Source organism: Streptosporangium amethystogenes, assembly GCF_000721075.1.
GTDB classification, from domain to species: domain Bacteria; phylum Actinomycetota; class Actinomycetes; order Streptosporangiales; family Streptosporangiaceae; genus Streptosporangium; species Streptosporangium amethystogenes.
This window is the reverse complement of the sequence record NZ_JOEQ01000024.1, coordinates 189826-207711: the sequence shown is the minus strand read 5'-3', so window position 1 is coordinate 207711 and position 17886 is coordinate 189826. Positions and strand designations below refer to the sequence as shown.

19 protein-coding genes are annotated in these 17886 nt (G+C 70.4%); 10 read left to right on the top strand and 9 right to left on the bottom strand.

The genetic code is table 11. The features are described 5' to 3' along the window. Positions 1–33: 33 nt before the first annotated feature. Positions 34–666 carry a TIGR03085 family metal-binding protein gene (locus IG98_RS0129640; protein WP_030919446.1) on the bottom strand — a complete coding sequence of 211 codons (633 nt, stop codon included), beginning with the start codon at positions 664–666 and terminating at the stop codon, positions 34–36. Positions 667–834: 168 nt separating this feature from the next. Between IG98_RS0129640 and IG98_RS0129635 the strand changes: the two genes are divergently transcribed. Continuing rightward, complete coding sequence (locus IG98_RS0129635; protein WP_051753150.1) at positions 835–2622, top strand: ABC transporter ATP-binding protein; 1788 nt, start codon at positions 835–837, stop codon at positions 2620–2622. A gap of 29 nt (positions 2623–2651) precedes the next feature. Continuing rightward, the gene (locus IG98_RS0129630) at positions 2652–4391 is read left to right on the top strand and encodes an ABC transporter ATP-binding protein (protein WP_169750208.1); all 1740 of its coding nucleotides are present in this window, start codon (positions 2652–2654) and stop codon (positions 4389–4391) included. A gap of 106 nt (positions 4392–4497) precedes the next feature. Here the strand turns inward: IG98_RS0129630 and IG98_RS0129625 are convergent, their stop codons facing one another. From IG98_RS0129625 to IG98_RS0129610, 4 genes are read right to left on the bottom strand one after another with little or no spacing between them, the layout of a single operon-like run. Further along, positions 4498–5055 (bottom strand): GNAT family N-acetyltransferase, encoded by a 558-nt coding sequence (locus IG98_RS0129625; RefSeq protein WP_030919437.1) that lies wholly within the window; start codon positions 5053–5055, stop codon positions 4498–4500. Beyond that, positions 5052–6050, bottom strand: coding sequence for an ABC transporter substrate-binding protein (locus IG98_RS0129620; protein WP_030919435.1), 999 nt, complete (start codon positions 6048–6050; stop codon positions 5052–5054). The genes IG98_RS0129625 and IG98_RS0129620 overlap by 4 nt, the downstream gene beginning before the upstream one ends. Before the next feature lie 28 nt (positions 6051–6078). Next, a complete protein-coding gene (locus IG98_RS0129615) occupies positions 6079–6843 on the bottom strand; it encodes an amino acid ABC transporter ATP-binding protein (protein ID WP_030919431.1) in 765 nt (254 codons plus the stop codon). Continuing rightward, a complete protein-coding gene (locus tag IG98_RS0129610) occupies positions 6840–7868 on the bottom strand; it encodes an amino acid ABC transporter permease (RefSeq protein WP_245651769.1) in 1029 nt (342 codons plus the stop codon). The genes IG98_RS0129615 and IG98_RS0129610 overlap by 4 nt, the downstream gene beginning before the upstream one ends. A gap of 333 nt (positions 7869–8201) precedes the next feature. Here IG98_RS0129610 and ppk2 point away from each other — a divergent pair, with 333 nt between their 5' ends. Further along, entirely contained in the window at positions 8202–9149 is a 948-nt protein-coding gene (ppk2, locus tag IG98_RS0129605) for a polyphosphate kinase 2 (protein ID WP_030919426.1), read from the top strand. An 11-nt stretch (positions 9150–9160) separates the two neighbouring features. On the opposite strand, the gene IG98_RS0129600 is transcribed toward ppk2, so the two are convergent. The 4 genes from IG98_RS0129600 to IG98_RS0129585 form a co-directional block, all read right to left on the bottom strand. Then, the gene (locus IG98_RS0129600) at positions 9161–9970 is read right to left on the bottom strand and encodes an ABC transporter permease (protein WP_030919424.1); all 810 of its coding nucleotides are present in this window, start codon (positions 9968–9970) and stop codon (positions 9161–9163) included. Beyond that, positions 9967–10842, bottom strand: coding sequence for an ABC transporter permease (locus IG98_RS0129595; RefSeq protein WP_051753127.1), 876 nt, complete (start codon positions 10840–10842; stop codon positions 9967–9969). Before IG98_RS0129595 ends, IG98_RS0129600 begins: the two co-directional genes overlap by 4 nt. 100 nt (positions 10843–10942) lie before the next feature. Beyond that, the gene (locus tag IG98_RS0129590; RefSeq protein ID WP_037971571.1) at positions 10943–12166 is read right to left on the bottom strand and encodes an ABC transporter substrate-binding protein; all 1224 of its coding nucleotides are present in this window, start codon (positions 12164–12166) and stop codon (positions 10943–10945) included. Positions 12167–12182: 16 nt separating this feature from the next. Next, on the bottom strand, positions 12183–13211 hold the full coding sequence (locus IG98_RS0129585) for an ABC transporter ATP-binding protein (protein WP_030919416.1): 1029 nt from the start codon (positions 13209–13211) through the stop codon (positions 12183–12185). 199 nt (positions 13212–13410) lie between these two features. Between IG98_RS0129585 and IG98_RS0129580 the strand changes: the two genes are divergently transcribed. The 7 genes from IG98_RS0129580 to trpC all read left to right on the top strand — a co-directional run bounded on the left by IG98_RS0129580 (position 13411) and on the right by trpC (position 17850). Further along, positions 13411–14139, top strand: a complete 729-nt coding sequence (locus IG98_RS0129580; RefSeq protein ID WP_030919413.1) for a FadR/GntR family transcriptional regulator — start codon at positions 13411–13413, stop codon at positions 14137–14139. A gap of 29 nt (positions 14140–14168) precedes the next feature. After that, positions 14169–14876 (top strand): cache domain-containing protein, encoded by a 708-nt coding sequence (locus tag IG98_RS0129575; protein ID WP_211264148.1) that lies wholly within the window; start codon positions 14169–14171, stop codon positions 14874–14876. Next, positions 14866–15213, top strand: coding sequence for a phosphoribosyl-AMP cyclohydrolase (gene hisI, locus IG98_RS0129570; RefSeq protein ID WP_030919408.1), 348 nt, complete (start codon positions 14866–14868; stop codon positions 15211–15213). The genes IG98_RS0129575 and hisI overlap by 11 nt, the downstream gene beginning before the upstream one ends. Beyond that, entirely contained in the window at positions 15210–15785 is a 576-nt protein-coding gene (locus IG98_RS0129565; RefSeq protein WP_051753126.1) for a Trp biosynthesis-associated membrane protein, read from the top strand. The genes hisI and IG98_RS0129565 overlap by 4 nt, the downstream gene beginning before the upstream one ends. Before the next feature lie 158 nt (positions 15786–15943). Continuing rightward, a complete protein-coding gene (locus tag IG98_RS0129560; protein WP_030919399.1) occupies positions 15944–16354 on the top strand; it encodes a DUF4190 domain-containing protein in 411 nt (136 codons plus the stop codon). Between the two features lie 58 nt (positions 16355–16412). After that, the gene (locus IG98_RS0129555) at positions 16413–16871 is read left to right on the top strand and encodes a DUF2752 domain-containing protein (RefSeq protein WP_245651768.1); all 459 of its coding nucleotides are present in this window, start codon (positions 16413–16415) and stop codon (positions 16869–16871) included. Between the two features lie 169 nt (positions 16872–17040). Beyond that, on the top strand, positions 17041–17850 hold the full coding sequence (trpC, locus tag IG98_RS0129550; RefSeq protein WP_030919394.1) for an indole-3-glycerol phosphate synthase TrpC: 810 nt from the start codon (positions 17041–17043) through the stop codon (positions 17848–17850). Positions 17851–17886: the final 36 nt, after the last annotated feature.

The window sequence follows — 17886 nt, the reverse complement described above, 5'->3', positions numbered from 1 at the left end:
GAGGCGGCGGCCCCGTGCCGCCGCCGGTCCGGCTCAGACGCCCAGGGGGGCGTCCATCAGCCTGGCGACCGCCTCGTCGTCGCCGCTGACGTCGACCTTGGCGTGGGCCTGGCGGCCGAAGCAGAACAGCAGCAGTTCCCCGGCTCGGCCGGTCACCTCGACCTGCTGCGGAGCGTGTCTGGGGCCGCCGATGGCGACGCCCCCGCCGATGCGGTGCAGGACCACCCGGACCGGGGAGCGGCGGAGGAACACCCGGATGCCGGCGCGGATCTGCTTCCAGAACCTCTCCTCAAGGTCGGCGGGCAGCTCGCGCGGCTCCCAGATCCGCTGTGCGCGCCGCACGTCCTCGTGGTGGATGAAGAACTCCGCGGTGTTGACGGTCTGGTCGAGGCCGGGAAGGCGGTAGGGCCCGGACGGGCCCGAGCGCACGAGCTCGACGAGCCCCGGGTAGCCCTTCCTGGTCTTCAACGACTCCTGCACCCTGTCGGTGTATCCGGCCAGTGGCTTGAGGAGGATGCCTGCGAGCGCGTCGGCGCGACGCTCGCGCAGGACGAGGTGGGCGGCGAGGTCGAAGGTGGTCCAGCCCTCGCAGAGCGTAGGGGCATCCGGGCCGAGCTGGGCGAACAGGTCGCTGAGCGCGGCGCGTTCGGCGCGGGCGTGATTCATCTGGTGATCCTAACAAGGTCGTTGTGCGAGCAATCAGAGGTGTGGCTGCGATCTTGTCGGAGGTGGTTCGGGAATAACCGCATGATCCAAGGTGATTGGGATTCAGGTAGCAATGTTTCCCATCGAAAGGACACCTTCCGCGTGGCGAGCAAGGTGACAGGCGCAGTCATGCGACAGGGGCTCGGTGTCCTCGGGGTGGCGATCCGGGCTGAGAAGTCGATCTTCGCTGCCGCGGTGCTGTCCAGCGCCCTGTACGGCCTGATGACCGTCGCCGCGGCGTGGGCGCTCGGCTGGGCGACCGACCACGTCGTGCTGCCCGCCTTCGAGAACGGGCGGATCACGACCGGCGCGCTGGCTTTCGGCGCGCTCCTCATCCTCGGGGTCTCCCTGCTCAAGGCGCTGGGCGTGGCGGGACGGCGGTACTTCGCCGGGGTCATGCAGTACCGGATGCAGGCCCGCTCCCGGCGGGACGTCACCCGCCAGTACCTGAGGCTCCCGCTGGCCTGGCACCACCGGCACCCGACCGGGCAGCTGCTGTCGAACGCCGGTTCCGACGTCGAGGCCGCCTGGGCGCCGCTCGCGCCGCTGCCGATGGCGGTCGGCGTCGTGGTGATGCTGGTCACCGCGGCCGTCGCAATGGTGATCACCGACCCGATCCTCGCTCTCGTCGGTTTCCTGGTCTTTCCCGCCATCGCCGTGCTCAACCTGGTCTACCAGCGCAGGCTCAACCCGCTGGCCACCCGCGCCCAGCAGCTGCGCGCCGAGGTCAGCGAGATCGCCCACGAGAGCTTCGACGGAGCCCTGGTCGTCAAGACCCTCGGCCGCGAGGACGAGGAGACCGCCAGGTTCCTGGCCAAGGCCAATGAGCTGCGCGACGCCAACATCGCCGTCGGCCGGGTCCGCGGCCTGTTCGACCCGGTGCTTGAGGCGCTGCCCACCCTGGGCGTGCTCGCCGTGCTGCTGATCGGCGCGATGCGGCTGGAGAGCGGCGCGATCGGCTCCGGCGTGCTCGTCCAGGTCGCCTACCTGTTCACCCTGCTGGCCTTCCCGATCCGCGCGCTGGGCTGGGTGCTCGCCGAGCTGCCCCGGGCCGTCGTCGGCTACCAGCGGATCAGGGCGGTGCTCGACGCGACCGGCTCCATGGAGCACGGCGCCGTCGAGCTGACCGGTGCCGCCCCCGCCAGGCTGGAGGTCCGCGACCTCGGCTACGCCTACGGTGACGGTGACTTCCCCGTCCTGCACGACGTGAGCCTGAAGGTCGCCCCCGGCCGCACCGTCGCCCTGGTCGGCCCCACCGGGTCCGGCAAGTCCACGCTCGCCCAGACCTTCGTCCGCCTGGTCGATCCGGCGCGCGGCGCCGTCCTGCTGGACGGCACGGACCTGCGCGAGGTCACCAGGGGCGGGGTCAGCGACGCGGTGGCGTTGGTGCCACAGCAGACGTTCCTGTTCGACGACACCGTACGAGGCAACGTCACCCTCGGCCTGCCGGTCGGCGACGAGGACGTCTGGGCGGCGCTGCGCCTGGCCCAGGCCGAGGGGTTCGTCAGCGCCCTTCCCTCGGGGCTGGACACCCAGGTCGGTGAGCGCGGCACCAGCCTCTCCGGTGGCCAGCGCCAGCGGGTCGCGCTGGCCCGCGCGCTGGTGCGCCGTCCCCGGCTGCTCGTCCTGGACGACGCCACCTCCAGCGTCGACCCACAGGTCGAGGCCAGGATCCTGTACGGGCTGAGGGACGCGGCCCAGGTCTCCACGGTGGTCGTCATCGCCTACCGGATGGCCACCATCGCGCTGGCCGACGAGGTCGTCTACCTGGAGCACGGCCGGGTCGTCGACCAGGGCGGCCACGCCGAGCTGCTCGTCCGCTGCGAGGGCTACCGCAACCTGGTCACCGCCTACGAACGTCAGGAAGCTGAGCGCGAGGCGCTCGACGCCGAGCAAGAGGAAGAGGTCAGCGCTTGAGCTCGTTTCAGGGGGTCGAGCGTTCCGGGATGGCCACCGTCAGGCATGGGCTCTCGCTCACGCCGGAGTTCCGCAAGGGGCTGGCCGGGACGCTCGTGCTGGCCGTGGTGGCCACGGTCGGCAAGATCATCGTACCGATCGCGGTGCAGCAGACCATCGACACCGGGCTTGGCGGAGCGGCCCCCGACCTGGCCTACGTGCGCACCGCGGTGCTGCTGTGCGCCGCCGCCGTGGTGCTCACCGCGCTGTGCGCGTACCTGATGAACGTCCGCCTCTACCGGGCCACCGAGTCCTCCCTGGCCACGCTCAGGGTGCGCGGCTTCCGGCACGTGCACGACCTGTCGGTGCTCACCCAGAACTCCGAGCGGCGCGGCGCCCTCGTCTCCCGGGTCACCGGCGACGTCGACCAGATCAGCACGTTCATGCAGTGGGGCGGACTGATGATCATCATCGCCCTGGGGCAGCTCCTGGTCGCCACCGTGCTGATGTTCGTCTACTCCTGGCAGCTCACCCTGACGGTGTGGGCCTGCTTCCTGCCGCTCATGGTCGTCCTGCCGCGCTTCCAGCGGTGGCTGTCGAGCGCCTACACCAGGGTCCGCGAGCGCACCGGCGACATGCTCTCGGCGGTCAGCGAGTCGGTGGTCGGCGCCGCGGTGATCAGGGCCCACGGCTCCGAGGCCCGTACCGCGGAAAGGCTCGACGTCGCGATCGACGCCAACAAGGCGGCGCAGGCCCGTACCCAGCGGGTCGTCGCGACGGTGTTCCCGCTGACCGAGATCGTCGCCGCGGTGGCCCTGGCCGCCGTGGTGCTGGTCGGGGTGCGGCTCGGCCTGGCCGGTGAGATCACCGTGGGCCGCCTGGTCGCCTTCCTGTTCCTCATCACGCTCTTCGTCTCGCCGATGCAGATCGCCACCGAGGTGCTCAACGAGGCGCAGAACGCCATCGCCGGATGGCGGCGCATCCTCGGCGTGCTCGACACCCCGCCCGACGTCGCCGACCCCGGCCCGGAGGGGGTCGAGCTGCCGCGCGGTCCCATCTCGGTCTCCTTCGAGGACGTCGGGTTCTCCTACCCCGGCGGGGTGCCGGTGCTGCACGAGGTCTCGGTGGACATCCCGCCACGCTCGCGGATCGCGGTGGTGGGGGAGACCGGTTCCGGCAAGACCACCTTCGCCAAGCTGCTCACCCGCCTGATGGACCCCGCCTCGGGGCGGATCACGGTGGACGGCCACGACCTGCGGACCGTGAGGTTCTCCTCGCTGCGCCGGCGCATCGTCATGGTCCCGCAGGACGGATTCCTGTTCGACGGCACCCTGGCCGAGAACATCGCCTTCGGCCGCCCCTCGGCGACCGAGGAGGAGATCCGGCTGGCCATGACCGAGCTGGGGCTCGCCGACTGGCTGGAGGGGCTGCCCGCCGGCCTGTCGACCAGGGTGGGCCAGCGCGGCGAGTCACTGTCGGCCGGCGAGCGCCAGCTCGTCGCACTCGCCCGCGCCTACCTGGCGGACCCCGACCTGCTGCTGCTGGACGAGGCCACCTCCGCGGTGGATCCGGCGACGGAGGTACGGCTGGCCCGTGCCCTGGAGGGGGCCACCCGGGGCCGCACCGCCGTCTCCATCGCCCACCGGCTCTCCACCGCCGAGGCGGCCGACGAGGTGTTCGTCTTCGACCGGGGCCGGATCGTGCAGCGCGGCCCGCACGCCGAGCTGGTACGGCAGCCGGGTGTCTACGCCGACCTGCACGCCTCCTGGGTCTCGTCGGCCCGTTCCTAGGAAGCCGGGATCGGGGCCGTCGACGTCCGGCGGACGCCCTCTCCGGCGCCTCTCGGCCCGCGAGCCGAGTGCCGGGGAGTGTTCGCCGGAACGGACGGTGGCACGGTCAGCCGGTCCGCGCCTCCCGGATGGTCTTCTCGAAGGGGTGGGGGCCGATCGTCTCGGGATCGGCGCCCCGGTCGTAGAGCGGGGTGTATCCGGTCGCGAGATACAGCCCGGCGGCCTCGGGCTGACGGGGACCGGTGGTCAGGTGGATCCGGCGGTAGCCCTGCCGCGCGGCCTCTCGCTCCAGCTCCCGGACGACGGCGACGCCCAGGCCGCGCCGCCGGTGACCCGGATGGGTCCAGATCCGCTTGAGCTCGGCGGTCTCCTCGTCGCGACGGAAGAACGCGCCCCCGGCGACGGTCTGTCCGTCCTCGGTGAGGATGAGGAACGCACCCCCCTGCTCAGGGGTGAACCGCTCGTCGGGGTAGCGGTTGATCTCCTCGTTGGGGCCGTACCGGCTGTTGTACTCGGCGTGCAGGTCCTCAAGGAGCGGCCTGACCCGCGGGTCGCGGACGGCCACGTGGTGCATCTCGACGGTTCCGCCGACCCGTCGTGGCGGGGGCGTCGCCCAAAGGATGTCCTCGGCGCCGGGGGCGGGCCTGGTGGAGTCGACCGTCACTTGGGCTGCCTGGGCAGGCCGGGCGGGTTGATCAGCGACTTGGGCAGCGCCTCGTTCTCCAGGCCCCAGCGTTTGAGCACCTCGATGTACCTGCCGTTCTCGATCAGTGTGTTGATCGCCTCGTTGATCGGCTGGGCCAGGCCGTTGCCCTTCAGGGTCATCACCGCGATCAGGCCCTCGACCGATCCGCCGCCCGAGAGCGTCCCGACGATCCTGCTGTCGCCGCCGACGGCGACCTGGTAGGCGATGGGCGGGTTCGGGCCCAGGTAGGCCTGGATGCGGCCGGACTTCAGGGCGAGCAGGACGTCGCCGTACTTCTGGTAGTACTGGATCCGCGCGGCCTTGAGCCCGGCCTTCTGGTTCTGCGCGTCCCACTCCAGCAGGATCTTCTCCTGGTTGGTGCCCGATCCGACGGACACGTTCAGACCGGCGATGTCGGCGGGCTTCTCGATCTTGGTGATCGGGCTGGAGGCGCCCACCTGCCAGGCGAGCTGGTCCACCCGGTAGGTGGCGAAGTCGTAGATGTCCTTGCGCTCCTCGGTCACCGTGACGTTGTTGAGCACCGCGTCGTACCTGCCGGACTTGACGGCCAGGAACAGATTCTCCCAGGAGGTGTTCTCCTCCTTCACCCTCAGGCCCAGAACGTCGGCGATCAGATAGGCGAGATCGGTCTCGACGCCGATCAGAGTGGTGTCGTCGTCGGCCAGGGACACCAGGGGCGGCGCGCCCTCGCCGTTGAAGCCCACGGTGAGCTCGCCCCTGGACCGGATCGCCTCGGGGACCTTGGCGGCGATCGCGTCCACCTTGTCGGCGCGGATCCGGTTCTGCTGCGGCGAGGTGTTGATCCTGACGCCGCCGGTCCCGGACGGGGCGGCGGCGGCCGGGACCTCGGCCCTGTCCGTGGTGCCGGCGGAGGGTTCGGTGGTGCCGCAGGCGGCGGCGAGGAGGAGAGGCAGGGCGACGACGGCGGGGGCGAGCCTCGATATGAACGACATGTCGGTCCTTGTATGAGTGGATCGGGGTTCAGAGGACTTTGCTGAGGAAAAGGCGGGTGCGCTCGTGCCGGGGGGCGTCCAGCACCTCGGAGGGGGGACCCTGCTCGACGATCCGGCCCTCGTCCATGAAGACCACCGTGTCGGCGACCTCGCGGGCGAAGCCGACCTCGTGGGTGACGACGATCATGGTGGTGCCGCTCCCGGCGAGGTCCTTCACCGTGTCGAGCACCTCACCGACGAGTTCGGGATCCAGTGCGGACGTCGGCTCGTCGAAGAGGATGACCTTGGGCTCCAGGGCCAGGGCGCGGGCGATGGCCACCCGCTGCTGCTGGCCGCCGGAGAGCCGGCCGGGGTAGGAGCGGGCCTTGTCGGCGAGCCCGACGCGCTCAAGCAGCCGGGTCGCCAGCGCGTTCACCTCCGCCTTCGGCCTGCGCTGGGCCGACAGGGGCGCCTCGGTGACGTTCTGGTGCACGGTCAGGTGCGGGAAGAGGTTGAAGTTCTGGAAGACAAAGCCGATCTTGGTCCGCTGCCGGAGGATCTCGCGCTCGGGCAGTTCGTGCAGCCGGTCGCCGATCCTGCGGTAGCCGACCAGCTCGCCGTCGACGCTGATCGACCCGCTGTCCACCTTCTCCAGGTGGTTGACGGTGCGCAGTAGCGTCGACTTGCCCGACCCCGACGGGCCCAGGATCACCGTGACCTCGCCGGGGTCGACCCGCAGGTCCACCCCGCGCAGCACCTCAAGCGACCCGAAACTCTTGTGCACGCCCCGCAGTTCGACCATCGCGGCGCTCATCCGCGGCCCCTGCCGTAGTACCGCTCGATGTAGTGCTGCGCGACGGACATCACCGAGGTCATGACGAGGTACCAGATGGTCGCGACCAGCAGCAGGGCGATGACCCGGCCGTTGCGGTTGTAGATGACCTGTACCTGGTAGAAGAGCTCGGGCAGGGCCATGATGTAGACGACCGAGGTGCCCTTGACCAGGCCGATGATCTCGTTACCCGCGGTCGGCACGATCGACCGCATGGCCTGCGGCAGGATGATCCGGAACAGCTGCCTGGCCCTGGGGATGCCCAGTGCGGCGGCGGCCTCCCGCTGGCCGTGGTCCACCGAGAGCAGCCCCGCCCGGACGATCTCCGCGGCGTAGGCGGCCTGGTGCAGGGCGAGGCCGAGCGCGGCGGCGGTGACCGGGCCGATCAGGTCCATCGTGCCGATGTCGAAGAACGCCGGGCCGAACGGCACGCCGAAGGAGATTCTCGGATACAGCAGGGCCAGGTTGTACCAGAACAGCAGCTGCAGGATCAGCGGGACCGACCGGAACAGGGCGATGTAGCCCCAGGCGACCGAGTTGAGCAGCGGGTTCCCCGACAGCCGCATGAGCGCCAGGACGGTGCCGAGCAGGAAGCCGAAGACGATCCCCAGCGCGGTCAGCTCCAGCGTGAAGACGACGGCCCGCAGCACGGAGGGGGCGAACAGGTATTCCCCGACCACCTCCCACTCCCAGGCCGGGTTGGTGATCAGCGCGCTGGCCGCCATGGCCAGCAGCACCGCGATGCCCGCGGCCGCCACCCACCGCCAGGGGTGACGGGTGGTGATCACCTTCGGCGGAGGCTCGCCGGTCCTTGTCTCTCTCGTGTCTCCCCTGTCGGCCGGTGCTCCGCCCGCCGGGAGGGTGGCGGTCCGGGAGGTGGAGGCGAGCAGCACCCGGTTCCCCCCGTACCCGCGGTGGGTGCGCACCCGAGCGGGCGGTGCCTTCGCCGCCTTCGCGGCGGCTCCGTGCGTGTCACCGCCGTCGGTGCCTGAGAATTCGACGGGCATGGTCGAGGCCTTTCTGGCTGGTTCGTCCAGGAGGAGGGGGACGGGCGCGAGGGGGCGTCGCCGGCGAATCGTCAGCAGGTCAGCGGTGACACGAGGGGAGGCGGAGGGGGCGCGGGCCGATGTGCCCGCGGACCGCCGGCCGGAGCTCTGGGCGCATGACATCACTTCAGCACGCGTTCATAATTCCGTCAAGACCTACTTGTTTAGTAGGTTTTATACGGCGCCGCGCGGAAGCGGTGCAAACCGGGCCGCCCGCCGATGATTAGCCTGCTCAAAGCGAGGTAGAGGGCAGGACGAGGGCGGATTCCGTGTCCGCCCGAGGGGAAGGGAACGATGGTAGAGGCGGAGCCCTCAGAAGGGCGGTTTCCTGTTCTGGACCTCCGCTCGGCACTGGCCCGCGGTGGCCTGCTCGACGATCTGTCCAGTCTGCGGGTCGACGACGATGACGACGACGACCCCGTCCTGATCCGTCTGGACGGCACCCCCGTCGACACCTGGCGGGAGAAGTATCCCTACGGGGAACGGATGAACCGGACCGAGTACGACCGGCTCAAGCGGCTGCTCCAGATCGAGATGCTCAAGCTCCAGTACTGGATCAAGGACACCGGGGGACGCCTGGTCGTCCTCTTCGAGGGGCGTGACGCGGCGGGCAAGGGCGGCACGATCAAGCGGTTCATGGAGCACCTCAACCCCCGCGGGGCGAACGTGGTGGCGCTGGAGAAGCCGAGCGAGCGCGAGAGCACCCAATGGTACTTCCAGCGCTACGTCTACCACCTGCCGTCCGCCGGAGAGATGGTCTTCTTCGACCGTTCCTGGTACAACCGCGCCGGGGTCGAGCGGGTGATGGGCTTCTGCACTCCCGGGGAGTACCTGGAGTTCCTGGAACAGACGCCCGACTTCGAGCGGATGCTCGTCCGCGACGGCATCCACCTGGTGAAGTTCTGGTTCTCGGTCTCGCGTTCCGAGCAGCGCACCCGGTTCGTCATCCGCCAGGTCGATCCGATCCGGCAGTGGAAGCTGTCGCCGATGGACCTGAAGTCGCTCGACAAGTGGGAGGAGTACACCGCCGCCAAGGAGGACATGTTCGTCCACACCGACACCGAGGAGGCGCCGTGGACGGTGATCAAGAGCAATGACAAGAAGCGGGCCAGGGTCGAGGCCATGCGCCACGTGCTGAGCCTTTTCGAGTACGAGAACAAGGACCACGAGGTGGTCGGCACCCCCGACCCCAGGATCGTCGTCCACGCCGCCGACGTGCTCGACGACGACCGTGCCCGCTGAGCCGCCCCCGCTCAGCGGACTCCCGCGTCACCGCCCGACAGGCGCTGGGCGAGATAGATCGGGACGACCGAGGCGACGATGAGAGCCGCGGCGACCACATTGACCACGGGCGCCTGGTTGGGGCGGAACAGGTTCTCGAAGATCCACAGAGGCAGGGTCCTGACCCCGGCCCCGGCGGTGAACGTGGTCACGATGATCTCGTCGAAGGACAGGGCGAAGGCCAGCAGCCCGCCCGCGAGCAGCGCCGAGCGCATCATCGGGAAGGTGACCAGCCGGAACGTGGTGAAGGTGTCGGCACCCAGATCGGCCGAGGCCTCCTCCAGCGAGATGCCCGTACGCCGCAGCCTGGCCAGCACGTTGTTGTAGACGGTCACCACACAGAAGGTGGCGTGCCCGACGATCACCGTGAAGAGCCCCAGACTCACCCCGAACGGGCTCAGCACCGCGCGGAAGGCGTTGTTGAGCGCGATGCCGGTGACGATGCCGGGCAGCGCGATCGGCAGCAGGACCAGTAGTGAGACCGCGTTCTTGCCGAAGAAGTCGTAGCGCTGGATCGCGAAGGCCACCATCGTGCCGAGCACCAGGGCGATCACCGTGGCGCCCGCCCCCGCCTGGACCGAGGTCCACAGCGCGTCGCGCACGCCGGTGGAGTTCCACGCCGCCTCCCACCACCGCACGGTGAGTCCGCTGGGCGGCCAGGCGAACGTCCGGTCGGTGTTGAAGGAGTTGAGCATCACGATCAGCAGCGGAACGTAGACGACGCCGAGCCCGGCGGCCAGCATGGCCCACAGCGCCGTGCGCGCCGTACGGGACAGGTTCACAGGTTCTCCAGGGCGCCGGTGCGGCGGACCGCGGCGAGGTAGACCAGCATGATCATCACGGGGACGGTGGCGACCGCGGCGGCGAAGGGGAGGTTGTTGGCCGCGCCGATGTTGTCGTAGACGACGTTGCCGATCAGCTGCGAGGTGCCGCCCACGATCTTCACGGTGATGTAGTCGCCGAGCGACAGCGAGAACGTGAAGACCGAGCCCGCGATCACGGCGGGGAGGGCGAGCGGCCACACCACGGTGCGAAACGTCCGCCAGCCACGCGCCCCGAGGTCTCCGGCGGCCTCCAGCAGCGAGTCCGGCAGCCGCTCCAGCCCCGCGTAGATCGGCAGGATCATGTACGGCAACCACAGGTAGGACAGGGTGAGGACGGTGGCGGTCAGCCCGTATCCCCAGCCGAGAAGGCCCTCGGAGCCGAGCATCACCCGCCAGGCGTACGCCTTGACCAGATAGGAGGCCCAGAGCGGGGTGAGCACGGCGATCACCAACCAGCGCTGGGCGCGCGGCGAGGCCAGTTTGGCCATCGCGAACGCCATCGGGAAGGCGATCAGCAGGTCGATCAGCGTCACCGCGACCGCCACGCCCACCGAGCGCAGCGCGATCGTGCGGTAGACGTCGGCGGTGAGCAGGTCCTGGAAGTTCCCCCAGGTCGGCACCCTGACCAGGTCGCCGGTGAAGGTGTCGGTGCTCCAGAAGGCCGTCACGAACAGGGCGGCCAGCGCGCCGAGATAGGCGAGGCCGAGCCAGAGCGCGGGGGCCGACAGCAGTAGCGAGAGCCGTACGCCCGCATGCCGGTGCAGGAAGGCCGCGAGTCTGCGTCGAGGGGTGCGGAGCGGTGCGGGTCTCGCCGGTGCCGCGGTGTTCAACGTCGGTCCTCTCTCCGGGCGAGGCGGGCTTCCGGCCCTTCTCGCGGGGCGGGCGCGGCGGGCACCCGGGTGCCCGCCGCACCGGTGGTTCCGGCGGGGCTCAGCCCTTGATCTCGGTCCAGGCCCTGGTCCACTCGGAGTAGTCCTTGCAGGTGATGTCGGTGCGCCCGTCCAGGCACTGGGCGATGGGGGTGGTCCAGTACCAGACCTTCGAGTAGTAGTCCTCGTCGGTCGCGTGGAAGGTGTCGCAGTGCTTCGGGTCGGCGGTCAGCTCGCAGGACTTCGCGTTCGAGGGCGCCTCCCCGAAATACTCGGCGACCTGGGCGTTGGCCTGGGGCGAGATGATCCAGTCGAGCCACCTGTAGGCGCAGTTCGGGTTCTTGGCGGCGGTGGCGACCATCCAGGTGTCCGACCAGCCGGTGGCCCCCTCCTTGGGCAGCGTCACCTCGACCGGTGCCTTGTCGGCCAGGGCCACATTGGCGATGACCTGCCAGGTGGTGCCCAGCACGGAGTCACCGCTCTTGAAGGCCTGGACCTCCTTGGTGTAGTCGGACCAGTACTCGCCGACGATCTTCCGCTGCTGCTTGAGCAGATCGACCGAGGCCTGGAGTTGCCCCTCGTCCAGGGAGTACGGGTTCTTGATGCCGAATTCGGGCCTGGTCGCCATCAGGTACAGCGCCGCGTCCGCGATGTAGATCGGGGAGTCGTACGCGGTGATCTTCCCCGCGTACGGCGAGGCCGGGTCGAACACCGCGCTCCAGGAGTCGGGTGCGGGCTTGACCTTGTCGGTGCGCCACATGAGCAGGTTGGCCCCGCGCCCGTGCGGCACGCCGTAGGCGGCCCCGCCGGCCGAGTTCCACGCCTTGTCCTTCAGGCCGGCGAAGACGTCGGCGTAGTTCGGGATCAGGGCGGTGTTGACCGGGGCGACGGTCCCGCCGGCGATCAGCCGCAGCGAGGCGTCCCCCGAGGCGGAGACCGCATCGTACTCGCCGGTCTTCATGAGGTTGACCATCTCGTCGGAGGTACCGGCGGTCTTGGAGTTGACCTGGCAGCCGGTGGCCTTCTCGAACGGGGTGACCCAGTCGATCTTGGGGTCGTTGCTCCCGTCCTCGACGTACCCGGCCCAGTTGACCAGGTTGACCTGCCCCTCCCCCGGACCCAGGGACGTCGGCGCCTCGATCTTGGGCGGGGTGAAGCCGGTCTGGCCGGGGACGGCGGAGACCCCGGGCGCGGGACCGGTGCCGCAGGCGGTGACGGTGGCCAGGGCGAGCGCGGAGAGAACGACCGCGCCGTGCCTGATGACAATCCAGGGGGTGGACCGCATGGGATGACGACCTTTCTTACGGGACGATCGCGAACTCGTGCCGGCGGTGCCAGACGAGCCGGACCCTGGTGCCACGCAGGCCCATCACGTCCATTGACGAGACCTGCAGGTTCTGCTGGAGGGCGATGAGCCGTCCGCCCGCGTCGAGCTCGACCACGAACCGGGTGGCCGGGCCCGCGTAGACGACCTCGGCGACGGTGCCCGTCGCGCTGTGCTCGGTGCCGTCGACCGTCTCGTCGAGGCCGGCGAGGCGCAGCTTCTCCGGGCGCACGCTGAACGTGCCCTCCCGGCCGAGCACCGCCTGCGCGGCCTCGCCGGAGATCAGGTTGGAGGTGCCGACGAACCCCGCGACGAACGTGCTCGCGGGCCTCTCGTAGACCTCGGCCGGGGTGCCGACCTGCTCGATCTGTCCCCGGTCGAACACCGCCACCCGGTCGCTCATGGTCAGCGCCTCCTCCTGGTCGTGGGTGACGAACAGGAAGGTGATGCCGACCTCGCGCTGGATCGACTTGAGCTCGACCTGCATCTCCTCGCGGAGCTTGAGGTCCAGAGCGCCGAGCGGCTCGTCGAGCAGCAGCACCCGGGGGCGGTTGACCAGGGCGCGGGCCAGGGCGACCCGCTGGCGCTGGCCGCCGGAGAGCTGGCTGGGCCTGCGCCGCTCCATGCCCTCCAGCCGGACCGAGGCCAGCGCGGCCAGTGCGCGCTCGCGCCGCTCGGCCCGGGGGACCCGCCTGACCCGCAGGCCGTACTCCACGTTGTCCGCCACGTTCATGTGCGGAAACAGTGCGTAGTCCTGGAAGACCGTGTTGACGTCGCGCTCGAAGGGGGCGAGCCGGGTGACATCGACCCCGCCGAGCTCGACGGTGCCCGCGCTGGGCGTCTCGAAGCCGGCGATCATCCGCAGCACCGTCGTCTTGCCCGAGCCCGAGGGGCCGAGCATGGCGAAGAACTCGCCGTCGGCGATGTCGAGGTCGACGCCGGTGACCGCGTCCACGGCCCCGAAGCTCTTGCGGAGGCCGGTCAACCTCACCGCTGGGTCTGACATGACCGAAAACATATGATGTTAGATGTTTGCTGGCAAGAGCCGTTCGGACATCACCGCCGGGGGAGGCGAAGTGAGATCCTCGCGGCAGTGCCGGCCACGTGCCGGCCACGTGCCGGCCGCGTGCGGGCGGCACCCGGGGAGACCTCGGACGGGACCCCAGGTGGGAGACTGGTTGACCGTCGAAGGCGAGGGAGGGCGGATGAGCACGGCAGACATCTCCGGTGGTGCCCGGCTGGCCGCGTTCGCGCCGGTCGACAGCACCGCGCGGGTCGACGCCGTGGTCAGGCGGCTCACCGACGCCATAGTGCTCGGCCTGGTGGCCGATGGCGAGCAGCTGCCCAGCGAGGCGGAGCTCGCCGCCCAGCTGGGCGTGTCCACGGTCACGCTGCGGGAGGCCCTGATGGCCCTGCGTCAGCAGGGCATGGTCGAGACGCGGCGGGGGCGCGGAGGCGGTAGCTTCGTGCGGGCCCCGCGCGAGGCTCCCCAGGCACTCGACCGACTGTGCGCCTTCACCGCTGAGGAGCTCCGCGACCTGGGCGACCACTACGCGGCCATCGCCGGGGCCGCCGCGAGGCTGGCCGCGCAGCGGGCACTGCCGGAGGACATCGCGCCGCTCCGCCGTACGCTGCAGGAGATGGCCGCCTCCCGTGACCAGGCCCAGCTGCGCAGGCTGCACGGACGCTTCCACATCGAGGTGGCCGCGGCCTCCCAGTCGGCACGACTCACTCAGGAAGAGATCAGGTTACAGGCTGACATCGGACCATTGCTCTGGTCCGCTCGCGGGGGGGACGATGGAACGTCGGCGCGGCACCACGCCATCGCCGAGGCCATCCACCGCGGGGACGACGACCACGCCAGGCTCCTGGCGGAGCGGCACGTGCTCGACGCGATGGAACACCTCATCGAGCTGCGTCTGCGGGAGCCGTGAGCGTCGAATGCCTGGGGCGGATGGATCAAGTGAGTGAACACGGTGCGCTGCTGGCGCCCGGCGACGCGGCCGAGGTGGCCGTAGCCGTCGGCGGCATCGTCGAGGGTGTCTTCGAGGGGCTCCACCAGGTGCGCGACGCCGTGGTCGGGCTGCTGGGCGGCGCGCCGGTGCGCGGCGACCTGGCCGCGCTGCGCCCGCTGCTCTTTCCCCGGCTGGGCGGGCTGATCTCCGGCATCGGGTTCATCGCCGCGCCCGGCCTGCTCACCGACGCGCCCTGGTACCTGGAGTGGTGGCAGGAGGGTGCCTCGGGTGAGCCGGTGCAGCTGCTCCGGGACATGGACCCCTCCAGCAGCGCCTTCTACGACTACACGCACTGGGACTGGTTCGCCGGTCCGCGCTCCGGTGCCGAGCACACTCTCACCGGCCCGTACGTGGACTTCCTCTGCAGCACCGAGTACTCCCTGACCCTGTCGGTGCCCGTGCTGAAGGGCGGGGAGTTCGTCGGCGTGGCGGCGGCCGACGTGTTCGTGCGCCGTTTCGAGATCGCCGTCTCGCCGCTGCTCCGCAGGGTGGGAGGACCGGCCTTCCTGGTGAACGCGCACGGCAGGGTGGTGGCCTCCACCACCGCCAGATGGCTCGCCGGATCGGTCTTCAGGGGAGCCCCCGGTCTGCTCGCGAGGCCATGCCGGACGCTACCCCTGTCCCTGGTTGCGGCACAATTGCCGCATGCCCCTTGACCCTGCCATCGCGGCCCGGCTGAAGCACACCGCCGACGGGCTGGTTCCCGCCGTCGTCCAGCAGTACGACACCGGCGAGGTGCTCATGCTCGCCTGGATGGACGACGAGGCGCTGCATCGCACGCTCACCACCGGCAGGGCCACCTACTGGTCACGCAGCAGAGGGTCCTACTGGGTGAAAGGTGAGACCTCAGGCCACGTCCAGCACGTCAAGTCCGCCGCGCTCGACTGTGACGGGGACACCATCCTGCTCAGGGTCGACCAGGTGGGCGCCGCCTGCCACACGGGCGATCGGACCTGCTTCGACGCCGGCGAGCTGGTGGTGACCCGGACGTGACGGCCAAGCGGGAGCTGTGGACCTGGCTGGTGGTGTGTGTGGCCGGCGCCGCGCTCGTGCTGCTCGCCGCCGGGCGCGACTGGTTCACCGTGACGTACGGCACCCGCGAGGTGGCGGTCCCCGCCGCGGAACTGGCCCCCGCGCTGGGGCCCGCGGCCTGGGCGGCACTCGCCGCGGTGGTCGCCGTGCTCGCGACGGCAGGCGTGTGGCGCAGGGTCGTCGGTGCGGTGATGGCGCTCTGCGGGGCCGGGGTGGTGGCCGCCTCCTGGTGGGGGAGCGGCGCGAGCGCCGCGCTGCGGATCTCCGCGGAGCAGGCGCCGGTGGTCGTGGACTCCGTGCCGCGGGTCGCCTCGGCCGTCGTCTGGCCGATCGTCGCCTCCGCAGGGGGGCTGCTCCTGCTGGCCGGGGGAGTGACGGCCCTCCTGCGGGGCGGCCGGTGGCCGGGCATGTCCGATCGCTACAACCGCCGGGGTTCCGCCCCCACCAAGAGCGCCCCCAGCGAGCGGGCACTGTGGGACGCCCTCGACGAGGGCACCGACCCGACGATCGATCCAGATCCCCGGGAGCGCTGACCTCGGCGGCGACGCGGCCTTCGCGAGCTCTCCCCTGATTCTGCGAGCCGAGGGGTGCGCCCCGGCTACGACTTGCTTACGGGCGTGCCCGGACCCCTTCGGCCCGGGGGTGTTTTCGCTAAGATTTCGCCCTCAACTTAGATAAATAGGAGTCATTCATGAGCTATGGCAATCAGCCGGGTGGTTACGGGCAACCCCCGGGAGGCGGTGGCTATGGCTCTCCGGGGGGTTACGGTTCGTCCGGCGGTTACGGCCCGCCGCCCGGTGGCGGTTACGACGCCTACGGTGGTTACGGCGCGCCGCCTCCCCGGGGTAACAACGGCATGGCCATCGCCGCGCTGATCATGGGGATCGCGGGGCTGTTCGTCTGCGGCCTCACCTCGATCGTGGGCGTGGTGCTGGGCCACATCTCGCTGGGGCAGATCAAGCGGACGGGTGAGGAGGGGCGGGGCATGGCCATCGCCGGCCTGGTCCTGTCCTACTTCGGGATCGCGTGCTGGCTGGCGGTGCTGGCCTGGCTGATCGCGGTCGGCGCCATCGTCGGCAGTGCCTCCCTGACGGGTTCCTGACCTGACGGTCGTCTGAGGCGGGGCCGCGTCCGGCGCGAGTAGGGTGGCCGGTGAGGGGGTGTCGACGGCCGTGCTCATGGGGAAGATCGCCAGCTCGCGCGCGCGGGCCGTGCTGGCGCCGCTGGGTGCCGCGCTGGTGGCGGGTGCCGCGGTCGCGTTCGTGGGGGCGGTCGATCCGAACGAGCCCGGCCACTACCCGACCTGCCCGTTCCTCATGCTCACCGGTCTGTACTGCCCCGGCTGCGGCGGTCTGCGGACCGTGCACGCGCTCGTGCACGGCGATCCGGTGACGGCGCTGGGGCTCAACCCGCTCGTCACCCTCATGGCCCCGGTGCTGGTCGTGCTCTGGGGCCGCTGGGCGATGCGTGCCTGGTGGGGTGGCCGGTCCGGGGGAGAATCAGGTGGGCCGCCCGTGGCGAAATCCATACGCCCGGCCTATGTCTGGTTATTTCTTGTTTTAATGATCGTGTTTTGGATAGTACGAAATCTCCCTTTTGGGGAATTCTTGGGCCCATAGTCGCCTTTGTGCTTCACCCAGTGGCGAGGCGACCCCGGCTGGGCCGATAGCATCGGCGAGACAAGGGCAGTCGATCGGGAGGGGCCTTACTCGTGAGCGAGCGGAGCGAGCGAACCACGGGCACGGCAGCGTTCGCGAACCTGGCCTCTGAACTTCGCGGGGAGGGCAAATGAGCGTTCTTGAGGAAATCCTCGAAGGAGTCCGCGCCGACCTGGCCGAGCGGCAGGAGAGGGTGACGCTGGCCGAGCTCAAGGAGCGGGCCGGGCGGGCGCCCGCCCCCCGTGACGTCTACGCGGCGCTGGGCGGCGACCAGGTGGCGGTCATCGCCGAGGTCAAGCGCTCCAGCCCGTCCAAGGGCGCGATGGCCGCTATCGCCGACCCCGCCGCGCTGGCCGGCGACTACGAGTCGGGCGGTGCCCACGTCATCAGCGTGCTCACCGAGCGACGCCGCTTCGGCGGCAGCCTCGACGACCTGGCCGCCGTGCGCGCCGTCGTCGACATCCCGGTGCTGCGCAAGGACTTCATCGTCACCTCGTACCAGCTCTGGGAGGCCCGTGCCTACGGCGCCGACCTGGCGCTGCTGATCGTCGCGGCGCTCGACCAGAACGCACTGGTCTCGCTCATCGAGCGGGCCGAGTCGATCGGGCTGACCCCGCTGGTCGAGGTGCACACCGAGGAGGAGCTCGACCGGGCGCTCACCGCCGGAGCCAAGATCATCGGTATCAACGCGCGGAACCTCAAGACGCTTGAGGTGGACCGCGACGTGTTCGCCAAGCTCGCCCCCAAGATTCCCGACGGGATCATCAAGATCGCCGAGTCGGGCGTGCGCGGCCCCCACGACCTGCTCGCCTACGCCAGGGCGGGCGCCGACGCCGTCCTGGTCGGCGAGAGCCTGGTGACCGGCAAGGATCCGCGGGCCGCCGTGGTCGACCTGGTCACCGCCGGTGCCCACCCCGCATCCCGACCCGAGGGGCAGTAAGCAGTGACAACGCACGAGGGAACCGTCCTCACCGCC